The 12,350-nt window shown below is 47.5% G+C and carries 9 protein-coding genes, 1 pseudogene and 1 riboswitch; of the genes and pseudogenes, 8 read left to right on the top strand and 2 right to left on the bottom strand.

The features are described 5' to 3' along the window. The first annotated feature begins 142 nt into the window (after nucleotides 1–142). The 4 genes from pabB to OK023_RS06605 all read left to right on the top strand — a co-directional run bounded on the left by pabB (nucleotide 143) and on the right by OK023_RS06605 (nucleotide 6,240). Nucleotides 143–1,516, top strand: a complete 1,374-nt coding sequence (pabB, locus tag OK023_RS06620; RefSeq protein WP_317696112.1) for an aminodeoxychorismate synthase component 1 — start codon at nucleotides 143–145, stop codon at nucleotides 1,514–1,516. Continuing rightward, a complete protein-coding gene (locus OK023_RS06615) occupies nucleotides 1,513–2,091 on the top strand; it encodes a CoA pyrophosphatase (protein WP_317696109.1) in 579 nt (192 codons plus the stop codon). Before pabB ends, OK023_RS06615 begins: the two co-directional genes overlap by 4 nt. Before the next feature lie 421 nt (nucleotides 2,092–2,512). After that, complete coding sequence (gene sdaA / locus OK023_RS06610) at nucleotides 2,513–3,877, top strand: L-serine ammonia-lyase (protein ID WP_317696107.1); 1,365 nt, start codon at nucleotides 2,513–2,515, stop codon at nucleotides 3,875–3,877. Nucleotides 3,878–4,644: 767 nt separating this feature from the next. Beyond that, entirely contained in the window at nucleotides 4,645–6,240 is a 1,596-nt protein-coding gene (locus OK023_RS06605) for an EAL domain-containing protein (protein WP_317696105.1), read from the top strand. A 31-nt stretch (nucleotides 6,241–6,271) separates the two neighbouring features. On the opposite strand, the gene OK023_RS06600 is transcribed toward OK023_RS06605, so the two are convergent. Continuing rightward, nucleotides 6,272–7,819, bottom strand: coding sequence for a TerC family protein (locus OK023_RS06600; RefSeq protein ID WP_317696102.1), 1,548 nt, complete (start codon nucleotides 7,817–7,819; stop codon nucleotides 6,272–6,274). Between the two features lie 549 nt (nucleotides 7,820–8,368). Here OK023_RS06600 and manZ point away from each other — a divergent pair. From manZ to mntP, 3 genes and pseudogenes are all read left to right on the top strand, one after another. After that, a pseudogene (gene manZ, locus OK023_RS06595) lies at nucleotides 8,369–8,963 on the top strand (PTS mannose transporter subunit IID); the annotation flags it as partial. A 53-nt stretch (nucleotides 8,964–9,016) separates the two neighbouring features. Then, on the top strand, nucleotides 9,017–9,418 hold the full coding sequence (locus OK023_RS06590) for a DUF986 family protein (RefSeq protein ID WP_317696100.1): 402 nt from the start codon (nucleotides 9,017–9,019) through the stop codon (nucleotides 9,416–9,418). A 269-nt stretch (nucleotides 9,419–9,687) separates the two neighbouring features. Then, nucleotides 9,688–9,875, top strand: a riboswitch (yybP-ykoY riboswitch). 5 nt (nucleotides 9,876–9,880) lie between these two features. Further along, the gene (mntP, locus tag OK023_RS06585; RefSeq protein WP_317696098.1) at nucleotides 9,881–10,450 is read left to right on the top strand and encodes a manganese efflux pump MntP; all 570 of its coding nucleotides are present in this window, start codon (nucleotides 9,881–9,883) and stop codon (nucleotides 10,448–10,450) included. Between the two features lie 48 nt (nucleotides 10,451–10,498). Here mntP and rlmA read toward each other — a convergent pair whose 3' ends face one another. Further along, complete coding sequence (gene rlmA, locus OK023_RS06580; protein ID WP_317696096.1) at nucleotides 10,499–11,314, bottom strand: 23S rRNA (guanine(745)-N(1))-methyltransferase; 816 nt, start codon at nucleotides 11,312–11,314, stop codon at nucleotides 10,499–10,501. A gap of 216 nt (nucleotides 11,315–11,530) precedes the next feature. Here rlmA and OK023_RS06575 point away from each other — a divergent pair, with 216 nt between their 5' ends. Further along, complete coding sequence (locus OK023_RS06575) at nucleotides 11,531–12,244, top strand: polyphenol oxidase family protein (RefSeq protein ID WP_317696094.1); 714 nt, start codon at nucleotides 11,531–11,533, stop codon at nucleotides 12,242–12,244. The last annotated feature ends 106 nt before the right edge of the window (nucleotides 12,245–12,350 follow it).

The following is a 12,350-nucleotide window of genomic DNA, read 5'->3' as shown; positions in this document are numbered from 1 at the left end:
GTTGCCCGCCAGTCGTTTTCATTCCTATGAATTACCACGTTGTGATGACCTTACCTCTTTTCAACCAGCTGCGTCTGCTCGCGTAATATGGCACAATAACCGCCCTACATCGCCGTTTCAGTTAGTCGGGTTTTTAATACTCATGAGTGCCACCACACCAAACCTTAAATCGTTGCCTTATACTCGCGGTGCTGTATTGGAATTATTCGCCTCTTTGGCACACACCCCTTGGGCTATGCTGCTGCATTCAGGTTTTGCTGAACATTCCCATAACCGCTTTGATATTCTGGTTGCTGAACCTCGTGTCACGATAACAACATACGGTTCCGATACTGAAGTTCAGCGAGGAGACATCCGGCACTGTTCACAAGCTGACCCTTTCTTGCAGTTACAACAACAGCTTGACGCCATGAATTTGTCTCCACCATCGAATAACGATCTGCCTTTTCAGGGCGGAGCATTAGGCCTATTCGGTTATGATTTAGGCAGGCGAATAGAAAAACTGCCGCAAAGGGCGCAGGCTGATATCAAGCTGCCGGATATGGCCGTAGGGATTTATGATTGGGCATTAATCGCTGATCATCAAAAAGAGATGCTGACACTGCTCAGTTATGGCAATGTTGACAAACGTTGGCAATGGCTTAACCAGCAGCAAGCACCACGAGTTAAGCCCTTTGCCTTATCTGGAAACTGGCAGGCGAACATGACACGCCAGCAATATGGCGAGAAATTCCGCCGGATCCAGGAGTATCTGCGTAGTGGTGATTGCTATCAGATTAATCTAGCACAGCGCTTTTCCGCTCCATACCAAGGAGATGAATGGCAGGCATTCCTTCAGTTAAGTGCCAACAACCGTGCTCCGTTTTCCGCTTTCTTACGCTTGGCACAAAACAGTGTGCTGAGCGTTTCGCCAGAGCGTTTCCTATGGTTAGAAAACAGGCAAATCCAAACCCGACCAATCAAAGGTACTTTGCCACGCCTTACCGACGCCTGTCAGGATGCTGAGCAAGCACAGAAACTGGCCAGCTCAGCGAAAGATCGGGCAGAGAACCTGATGATCGTCGATTTATTGCGTAATGATATAGGCCGAGTTGCTCAGCCAGGCAGCGTGCGTGTCACAGAGCTGTTTAAAGTCGAACCCTTTCCGGCAGTACATCATCTGGTCAGTACCATTACCGCCACACTCCCCAGTGCCACCCCTGCTACTGAACTTTTGCGCGCCTGCTTCCCTGGCGGATCAATCACTGGTGCTCCTAAAGTCCGTGCTATGGAAATTATTGAAGAGCTTGAACCACAGCGACGAAATGCCTATTGCGGCAGCATTGGCTATATCAGTTTCTGCGGTACGATGGATACTAGTATTACTATACGAACCCTGACGACTGAAAACGGACACATATTCTGTTCTGCTGGCGGAGGGATTGTCGCCGATAGTTGGGAAGAAGCGGAATATCAGGAAACATTTGATAAGCTGGGCCGCATTTTGCCACAGCTGGGGGAGTTTACCCTGTCGTGAACCATCAGCCTTATCCACCATCGCTGGCTGCTTTTATCAGCCGTTTTCAGTTACAGTTACCACAGGCTACGCAGAGCTCGTACAACGTCTGTCCTGCAGCGGTGCTGATCCCCATAATCTGCAGGCCAGAACCGACCTTGCTACTCACCCGTCGAGCGGATTCATTGCGTAAACATGCAGGACAGGTCGCCTTTCCCGGTGGTAAAACCGATCGTGAGGATCTCTCACCCATCGCGACTGCCGTGCGTGAAGCTCAGGAGGAAGTTGCTATTCCTCCGCACGCTGTAAAAATACTTGGCCAGTTGGCACCGATCGACAGCAATACCGGTTTCAAAGTCACGCCGGTTGTGGGTTTAATTCCCGCAGATATCGAATTTCACGCCAATGAAGATGAAGTCGCTGAAGTATTTGAAATGCCTCTGCATGAGGCACTCTCGCTATTACGCTATTATCCATTGGATATTCACCGCAAGGGTCATACACATCGAGTTTATCTTTCCTGGTATCAGAGCCAGTTTGTTTGGGGACTCACCGCCGCCATCATCCGTCGGCTTGCACAACAGGTGAACATTTAATTGTGATTTAAATCACATTTTTTCAGTCGCTGATGGCGTATTTAGGAGTGTCGTGAGCGATATCAATTTACAGAGCTACTTTTTCCACTACCTTTCGTGCCATTACTCTTTTAAAAACTGAAATTACTCTCTTCAACATTACTAAATGCCTGTAAAGTAATTCATACTGGAATAAATTGCTAAAAAAATCGATTTTTATATAACATTGTTTTACCAAAATGGTGACAGGGTTGCTACCAGAAGACCTGGGATCGGTATAATCCCCCCGTGGTCTAACCACTCTCTAAGGCAGTCAAGACAGAAAGTGGCCCCAAGGAACATTCAATGCGAAAAAGGCCACAGGGACCTTTCATACCATCGCAGTGCTCTGCGCATTTTAGACGCGCACCCATAAAAATATGCCTCTTTTAAGGAGTTTAGCGTGATTAGCGTTTTCGACATGTTTAAGATCGGTATCGGCCCTTCCAGTTCTCATACTGTAGGACCGATGAAAGCCGGTAAACAGTTTGTCGACGATCTGGTACATGAAGGCCTGTTGTCTTCTGTCACGCGCGTTACCGTCGACGTTTATGGTTCACTCTCATTGACCGGTAAAGGCCACCATACGGACATTGCCATTATTCTTGGCCTGGCGGGTAATATGCCCGATACTGTTGATATAGATGCAATTCCCGGGTTCATCCGCGATGTCGAGCAACGTCAGCGCCTACTGCTGGCAAATGGGCAACATGAAGTCGACTTCCCTCGCGATGGTGGCATGGTTTTCCGTAGTGACAATCTGCCACTACACGAAAACGGTATGCAGATCCACGCGTTCAGCGGGGACAAACAAATTTACAGTAAGATCTATTACTCTATAGGTGGTGGATTTATCGTTGATGAAGAACACTTTGGCAAAGCCGATAACAGTGAAGTTACCGTCCCTTATCCTTTCGGCTCTGCAAACGAAATGTTGGCGAACTGCCGCAGCACAGGACTTTCCCTCTCAGGCATAGTGATGCAAAACGAACTGGCACTCCACAGTAAGCAGGAAATCGAAACTTATTTCAGTGACGTTTGGCAAACCATGCGCGCCTGTATGGAGCGCGGCCTGAATACCGAGGGCGTGCTGCCCGGCCCACTACGGGTCCCGCGTCGCGCCTCTGCCTTAAGGCGTTTATTGGTTTCTTCCGATAAGCTATCCAATGACCCGATGAATGTGATCGACTGGGTTAATATGTTCGCGTTGGCAGTAAACGAAGAGAATGCCGCTGGTGGACGCGTAGTTACCGCACCAACCAACGGTGCCTGTGGAATAGTTCCTGCCGTACTGGCGTACTACGATCATTTCATTGAATCCGTCACCCCAGATATCTATATTCGTTACTTTATGGCATCTGGCGCTATTGGGACATTGTACAAGATGAATGCCTCAATTTCTGGTGCAGAGGTGGGTTGCCAGGGTGAAGTGGGCGTTGCTTGCTCAATGGCTGCTGCAGGTTTGGCAGAGCTGTTAGGCGGCAGTCCTGAGCAGGTCTGCATAGCAGCGGAGATCGGTATGGAACATAATTTGGGGCTAACCTGTGACCCAGTAGCTGGCCAAGTACAAGTTCCCTGCATCGAACGTAATGCCATTGCATCAGTGAAAGCGATCAACTCAGCTCGGATGGCCTTACGCCGTACCAGTGAACCACGTGTATCTCTGGATAAAGTGATCGAAACCATGTACGAAACCGGTAAAGATATGAACGCGAAATACCGTGAAACGTCCCGCGGTGGGCTGGCGATTAAAGTCCAATGTGACTAAGCTGAGCAGCGTGTGGATATTGATATCCCCTTAGTACTTCAAGCGGCAGAAGCGTTAGCTGTGTTAATCTGCACATCTAGGCTGTGTCCCTCAATTGTACGCGAGCGCCGCTGGCGGTAATTTGCGCACAGAGCAAAGCATAAGTCGCGAGGTTTGGTGTGGGCCAAATAAGCGGCGAACAACGCAGCAATGCACGCCAATGGCCCCAGCCCGAAGGGTCCCTTTCTCTGTGTTGTCGGGCTTGAACAGAGAGCCACTCTGCCCTTCACCCTCCGCCTTGACAACGGGTTTTGGGGTATGCGAGGCACCACGAGCAATTGAGGGACGTAGCCTAACGACCTCCTCCTTCGGGCTGCTGTAGACAAATTTGTCGTTCAGTTTCCTGTAGCTTGAAGTTACCTTGGGATATATACTCAGAATAATTCGAGTTGCTTGTAGGCGGCAACTGAGCGAAGCCCCAAGAGCTTACTCAGGTAAGTGACTGGGGTGAACGAAGGCAGTCAACACCCAAGCAACTTGAAGTATGACGAGTATATACCCGTGCTTTTAATGGATCTTTCTATTATAAAGCAGAGACAGAATGACTTTTCCTGTGTCCATTTTCCACTTTTCTATTCCATTCATCCCTTCCTGCAACTGCTCAATTGAAATACTTTATTGAATTACAAAAATTTTACAGACGAATAGTCTAGAATTAGTCAGCAACCCTATAGCGGAATTTTAGCTATGACTCGCTTTGTCCATCTGACTGAACTAGGACTGACTTGATGGTGATGAACCAACTGGCCGCTAGGAACTATCGTTATTACCGTTGGCTTATCGCGAGTACGGTTGGGTTGGCTATTTTATTGATTTCTTTGTCTACCCACTATTATCAAGAAGTGAGTAAAACAGAACAGGACCAGCAAGTTTTAGCAAGCCGCATCATTAACAAACTTAATAAAATACTTTCACCTACGGAACAACAAACTGCCCACACTCTGCTATTAGTAGGGCAACCCTGTGAATCGGTAATGCTTGCACTACGTTATTATGCAGCACAAAATCAGGCGTTACGCGCTATTCTGCTGGTGCAGAATGGGACAATCTATTGTTCCAGCATCTTCGGCACACGTAATTTTGTCTTTTCAGCACTATTCCCAACACTGACTACTGGCAAAGTTCAGTTAGAACTTCATCCTTCATTAGTTGTGGCAAAAGGCACCCCTACGTTGGTATTGTGGACACCATTAACCAAGCAAAACGGTAGCGGCGTACTAAACGTATTTAATATCGAGCTGTTAGCGAATTTTTTGCTTGAACCTCAAGAGCCTTATGCACAAAGGATCGTTTTAAATATCGGTGAACGTAGACTGGAGTACGGGCAGAAAGCGATTAGCTATCCCTCATCTCAACAGGCAAAGGAAAATCCACAATATATCGCCCATTCGGTCAAGTACCCATTCTCTATTTCTTTGTATGGCCAAAATACCACTGATTTAGCGCTGGCAGCGTTACCACACCACATTCCTCTTGCCCTCATGCTGAGTTTACTAAGCGCGTATGTGGTCTATCTGAGCACCGCCAACCGAATGAGTATGACTTATTCTATTGTTCACGCCATGGCCCACAACGAGTTTCGTGTTTACTGTCAACCTATTATCAACAGTGAGAATGGCAAGTGTGTAGGTATCGAAACATTGCTACGCTGGAAAAACAAGCGTCAGGGCTGGATCCCTCCCGATGTGTTTATTCCGCTAGCCGAACAGCATGACCTCATCATTCCATTGACACGTCATCTGATGACGACGGTCGTCGAGAACCTCAGTTTGTTTCCTCAGCGCCCTTCGTTTTACATCAGCATTAACGTCGCAGCCGAGCATTTCAACGCGGTCAGCATTATTGATGATATCCGCCACATCTGGTTACCAGCCAACCCGATGTCATCCTTGATGCTGGAGCTGACAGAGCGTACTTCGCTGTCAGAAATTCAGCATGAGCAAATTAAAGCGCTTAAAGAGATGGGGATCATGCTGGCGATAGATGATTTTGGCACAGGGCACAGCTCGCTGAGTTACTTAAAAAAACTCAGCCCCGATGTATTGAAGATAGACCATGGTTTTACAGCAGCTATTGGTACCGATGCTATCAACGCCACCGTGACTGATACCATTATCACGCTGGCACAACGACTGAAACTCAAGCTGGTTGCGGAAGGAGTTGAAACCAAAGAACAGGTCGAATATTTACGCTCACGCAAAGTCGATGCCTTGCAGGGCTACTACTTCGCCAAGCCAATGCCTATCGGCATGTTCCCATCGTGGTTACAGCAATATGAAACCCGTCAACGGGCAATGGGGCCGCAAGCCAAAGAAAAGACATGAAGGCCGAAGGAACCTCCCTCGGCCTGATCGATTAGGCCTCTTGCTGGTACGGAGCCATCACTTTGGAGATGCTAACCAGTTCGATACGATAATCAGAGACTTCAAGGATCTCAAAGCATAGTGCGTTAAGCTCGATCTTATCCCCTACCATCGGCATGTGGCCTGAATGTGAGAGCAGAAAACCTGCTAGGGAAGCATAATCCTCTGTCGGGCTGACTAAATTGTCACAGTTCAATGCCTGTTCCAACGAGTGAAGGTCTGCCCCTCCTTTGACCAGCCAGCGCTCACCTTCTACAAGAATGTCTGGCGTTTCGTCTTCATCAGGAAATTCTCCCGCAATCGCCTCCAATACGTCTAGGGGTGTGACTAACCCTTGCACCACGCCAAATTCGTTGGTCACCACCACCAAACGGCCTTTGGCACGGCGTAATACCGCTAGCAGTTTGATAACATCCATGGTTTCTGGCACCACCAACGGGGGAGTGAGAGAAGCAAACTCAGCAATGTCAACACCCTGCTCCAACGCGACCAAGAGATCCTTGGCGCGCACTACGCCTATGATTTCATCCAACTTATCACGGCATACCGGGAATAAGCTATGTGGAGTGTCCAGCAGTTGTTCACGTACTTCGTCACGGGAGCGTTCGCAGTCAACCCAGGAAATCTCGGTTCTCGGAGTCATAACACTACGCAGCGTTCGCGAAGCCAGCGTCAGCACACCACTGATCATATATCGCTCCTCTTCTGCGAAGGTTTCCCTCACTTTACGCGGATTATTATCGTTAACCTGCGGCTGTGAATGCGGTTGCCCCATCAGGCGCATGATAGCTTCTGCCGTTCGTTCACGCATTGGCCGACGAGCCTCGTGCTTGATGAAATTGCGTCTCGCGATCTGGTTAAAAGATTCAATCAGAATTGAGAAGCCAATGGCTGCGTAGAGGTAACCTTTAGGAATATGCACCCCAAAGCCTTCAGCAATCAAACTCAGGCCAATCATCAACAGAAAACTCAGGCAAAGTACGACAATGGTCGGATGTGCGTTGACGAAGTTGGTCAGTGGCTTGGAGGCAAGCAACATCACGGCCATAGCAATGACCACGGCAGCCATCATGATAGGCAGATCATTCACCATTCCCACAGCGGTAATTACCGCATCGAGAGAGAACACTGCATCAAGAATGACAATCTGCACCACTACTGCCCAAAATTTGGCATAGCCTCTGTTTGCACCTTCCTCATGCGTTTTCCCTTCCAGCCGCTCATGCAATTCCATCGTGGCTTTGAACAGTAGGAATATCCCTCCAAGCAGCAGGATCAGATCGCGCCCAGAGAAACTAAACTCAGCGATGCTAAACAGCGGCTTGGTCAACGTAACTATCCACGAGATCACCGAAAGCAGGCCAAGGCGCATCAACAAAGCCAACGATAAACCGATGATGCGCGCTTTATCTCGCTGTTTTGGCGGCAGTTTATCGGCCAGAATAGCGATAAACACCAAATTATCGATGCCCAGTACAATTTCCAAGACCACAAGTGTCAATAAACCTGCCCAAATCGAGGGGTCCATTAAGATTTCCATATCAGACTCCAGAAAAAAGGCAGGCTTTTCGAGCCGTACTCAAACACAAAGGGAAAAAAATACGAAGGCTGCGTGGATAAAACCAGAATTGTATTAACGGGACACGGACTACGGCCTTGAAAAGGCTGACCATACTATGCAGTTGCAGGGGGAATACAGGTAAATAATAACTTCGGTGACAGTCCATAGGGGGGCTGAGGCCCTTCACTCCTTGATAATTTAAGAAGAACGCACTTTAGCAGGAAACTTTTCGGCGGAAAAGTAGCATTTTTTACTTTATGTATTCTTTCGTAACATTATTGCTGTTTAATTCCTCAAACAAACCACCCGCGGGAACCGATCCACTAATAGCTGAACAAGATCACAAAAATTATTGTTTCACTCAATAAAATAAATGCTGTCAATTCGCATGTAACCTGACCGGCTTTAAATCCACCAGATAAAGTTTTTTTGTAACTTTACTCTTTAATAATTTACATAAACCGACGAAATGACTACCAGGACGGTAACAAGAGAGATACAAAACTGTATCTTAAGTTCAACGAGGAGCTTGGCGTTACCGCAGCAATGGAAGAGCAACGTGCCAACGGTGCTGCTATTGATGACGCAGCTATTAACGGTATCAAAGTGGGTCTGATGGGGCCGCTTGCTGGCGTTAGTGACCCAATTTTCTGGGGGACTGTGCGCCCGGTATTTACTGCACTTGGGGGCAGGTATTGCCATGAGCGGCAGTCTGCTCGGCCCAATTCTATTCTTTGTACTGTTTAACCTGGTACGCCTGTTGGTACGTTACTACGGCTATCGCAAAGGAGTTGATCTCGTTGGCGATATGGGCGGTGGCTTCCTGCAGAAACTGACGGAAGGAGCGTCCATTCTCGGCCTGTTTGTCATGGGAGCCTTGGTCAACAAGTGGACGCACGTGAACATCCCGCTGGTAGTATCGAAAATTACTGACCAAACCGGTCACACCGCAGTGACAACCGTACAAACCATTCTCGACCAATTGATGCCGGGTTTAGTACCACTGTTGCTGACCTTTTGCTGTATGTGGCTATTACGCAAAAAAATCAATGCGCTTTGGCTCATTATCGGCTTCTTTATCATCGGTATCTTTGGTTACTGGATCGGCCTGCTTGGCCTGTAATCTTTTCTGATAACCGGGGGAAAGCCCCGGTTTTTTATTGATGGAGTGGTGAGATGTCGTTAACCAACAGCGTACTATTGATTTTTATTTTGCTGATGCTTTTATATGCGCTCTACGATGAATTCGGCATGAGCTTGATGAAAGGCAAAACGCTGTTGCCGATACAGTTAAAACGCAGCAATCGCCTTGACTGTCTGACCTTTGTCGGTTTGGTCGCTATTCTGATCTACAAAAATATTATCAGTCAAGGCGGGATAGTAACCACCTACCTATTAATTTCTCTCGCATTGATTGCGGTTTATATTTCTTATATTCGCTGGCCGAAAATATTGTTTAAAACTCATGGATTTTTCTATGCAAATATTTTTACAAGTTATGCCAAGATTAGAGCAATGAATTTATCTGAGGATGGTATTTTAGTGATTAATTTAGAACAACGTAGATTATTAACATAGGTTACACAGTTAGATGACTTAGAAAGAGTTTGCAATTTTTTTGTTGAAAATCATTAAATTAAATTTACACACTTAATATAATTATTGCCAAATGACATTGGGGGATTATTTCTCAAGATCGTTTTATCTTTTTGGTTATTATTCCCACACTCCTGTTGCTATTATAGGCAAAGTTATCTCTACAAACCACATTGAATAATAACAATTCTCAATTTCATATAATAAACTAAAATAAAGATTGTACGTGATGAAAACAGTATGGTACTGTTTTGCGCGTTATTGGGGAGTAGCCGGTTTCTGGTGATTAAAAAATCAGAAACGTCCGTATCAACATACTCGTTTCGTTTTTGAAACGTGGTGCGGGCAGCATTAAAGCTTGGCGAGACCATAGACACGTGACGCCGTCGTATGGTTGGGGGTGGGTTACGTGTATATGGAGCCACCCGGCCGAGACGACTCAATATGAACCTTTCTGCAACACTCATCTTGGCTTTTGGCATGTCCCTGGACGCATTTGCTGCATCTGTAGGTAAAGGTGCTGTATTGCATAAACCTCGTTTTCGTGAAGCAGTTCGTACTGGTCTTATCTTTGGCATCATCGAAGCCATAACTCCACTGATCGGCTGGGGCATAGGGGTATTTGCCAGCCAATACGTCATTGAATGGGATCATTGGATTGCTTTCAGCCTGCTGTTAATTCTGGGTGTGCGCATGATCGTTGAAGGCGTGAAAAACACCCCGGATGAAAACCAGCAGCTAAAACGCCATGGCTTCTGGGTGCTCGTGACAACCGCAATTGCAACCAGTCTTGATGCTATGGCTATTGGGGTAGGGCTGGCTTTTCTACAGGTTAATATTGTTCATACTGCAATGGCGATCGGTTGTGCGACCATGATTATGGCAACGCTGGGCATGATGATTGGCCGTTTTATCGGGCCGATACTTGGTAAGCGAGCAGAAATCCTTGGCGGTATTGTATTGATCGGGATTGGGATTAATATTCTGCTTGAACACCTCGGCTATTTTGCCTGATGCCACTCAGTTGAAAAGCCTGTCTACAGCAGGCTTTTTTTGATTACATCAGTGGCGGCGGTGCAAACGGATCGCAAAATCTGTCTCACAAGCAAAAATGGTCATCGCGGCCAAATTCATTTGCACGTCCAATGGGGTACGCCAGGCAAACGGTGTCATCTGCAATAAGTTGGCTGCCTGTTCTCCCGGCAACATCATAGGATAAGCCAATCGCTCTGACATTTCACATGCAAACCCGCCAAGCTGCTCACCATTTTCTGCGTGTAGCTTAACTTCTTGATAGACCATTTCTTTCAGTTGGTAAAGATGCCGCGGCCCCGGTGACACGGTAATCACTACGCCTCCAGGTTTTACCACCCTCGCCAACTCTTCAGCTTTACAAGGCGCATAGATACGCAATACTGCATCAAGAGAAGCATCGGCAAACGGCAAATGGTGGCTGGAAGCCACACAGAATGAGACCATTGGATAACGTTTTGCCGCCAGACGAATGGCCCCTTTAGCAACATCCAGACCGTATACGGCGATCCTCCTTAATTGAGAAAGTTGTTCCGCCACCGCAGCAGTGTAATAACCTTCTCCGCAACCAATATCCAGTAAAGCTTGCGCCTCAACAGGTACCGCTTCTGCCAACAGGTTGGCTATCCGCTGTTGTAACGGTTGATAGTACCCACTATCAAGAAAGGCACGACGTGCGCGCATCATCTCGACACTGTCTCCTGGCTGTTTGGAACGCTTGTACTGCACAGGCATTAAATTGACATAACCCTCTTTGGCTTGGTCAAATTGATGGTTATTTTCACAGCACCATTGCAGGCTGGCGAAATTAAGTGGTTGATGGCACAGCGGGCACTGATAAAGCATAACGTTGATCTCAGAGAGTTACGGCGCTGGGTAGTCTAAATAAGGCCGTTGTTCGATGCAAGGCAACGGCTTAATCTCAAATGCCTAAGATGCTCAAAGCCAGCCATTTTAGTCTGCTATAACGCGAAGGGATCTATTGAGTCACTTGGCCTGGCCAATACGTTGCGATCTTGGCTAAACTGAGTGTTCCCACCTTGGCGCTGGTAAAAGACGTTTATGACCGATTACTCTCCACTTTTGAGCACCATCCAAAAGATCACTCATGGCTTTGGCGATAAAAGCGCCCTATTACCGTTATCCTTGCAACCCTATCGCTCGACTCTTGCCGAAAAAAAGCAGGTACATGGCATACGTATTGTCGATATTAATCAGCCAGCTCAGCATTGCGGGGAAGCCGACGGATTTTTTACCCGCGAGCCAGGGATACTGATCGCTGTACTAACAGCAGATTGCCTGCCAGTGATTTTCAGCCGTAAAGACGGTAGCGCGATCGGCGCTGTGCATGCAGGGTGGCGTGGCCTGCTACACGGTATTGTTGAACAAATGGCAAAGAGGATAAACCGAGACGACAGCACCGGAAACTGGGTCGCCTCTATTGGGGCTGCGGCGGGTGCCTGTTGTTACGAGGTCAATGAGGAGCTAATCACACATTTTAAGCAGCTATTACCCTACCCTGCGGAGATAATTAGCCCAAGCTACCGGCACTTAGACTTGGCCGCTATCGCGAAAAACAAGCTCAACGACTTAGGATTTGCCGCAGTCGACCAGGCAGGAAGTTGCACTCTCTGTACCCTAGATAGTACCCGCACTCAACCGCAATACTTTAAATACACCAGCTATCGCCGTAACAGCCGCCACCGTCAGCAAGACCCCAGCTACCCAGATATTAAAGGCCGCAATCAATATTCAGGGATTGTTATAACCGGCTGAGCCCTTATTGCCCTATACTCGTCATACTTCAAGTTGCATGTGCGTTGGCTTTCCTCACTCACCCCAGTCACTTACTTGAGTAAGCTCCTGGGGATTCGTTGCGTTG

This window comes from Serratia sp. UGAL515B_01 (assembly GCF_033095805.1).
Lineage (GTDB): Bacteria > Pseudomonadota > Gammaproteobacteria > Enterobacterales > Enterobacteriaceae > Chania.
The sequence above is the reverse complement of the archived record's forward strand: the minus strand, read 5'-3'. Positions and strand labels throughout refer to the sequence as shown.

What these genes read in the sequence shown, in the direction of transcription:
- OK023_RS06590 (WP_317696100.1), top strand. Translation starts at nt 9,017, where the DNA reads ATGTCGTTAACCAACAGCGTACTATTGATTTTTATTTTGCTGATGCTT.
- pabB (WP_317696112.1), top strand. Translation starts at nt 143, where the DNA reads ATGAGTGCCACCACACCAAACCTTAAATCGTTGCCTTATACTCGCGGT.
- rlmA (WP_317696096.1), bottom strand. Translation starts at nt 11,314, where the DNA reads ATGCTTTATCAGTGCCCGCTGTGCCATCAACCACTTAATTTCGCCAGC.
- OK023_RS06605 (WP_317696105.1), top strand. Translation starts at nt 4,645, where the DNA reads ATGGTGATGAACCAACTGGCCGCTAGGAACTATCGTTATTACCGTTGG.
- OK023_RS06575 (WP_317696094.1), top strand. Translation starts at nt 11,531, where the DNA reads ATGACCGATTACTCTCCACTTTTGAGCACCATCCAAAAGATCACTCAT.
- mntP (WP_317696098.1), top strand. Translation starts at nt 9,881, where the DNA reads ATGAACCTTTCTGCAACACTCATCTTGGCTTTTGGCATGTCCCTGGAC.
- OK023_RS06600 (WP_317696102.1), bottom strand. Translation starts at nt 7,819, where the DNA reads ATGGAAATCTTAATGGACCCCTCGATTTGGGCAGGTTTATTGACACTT.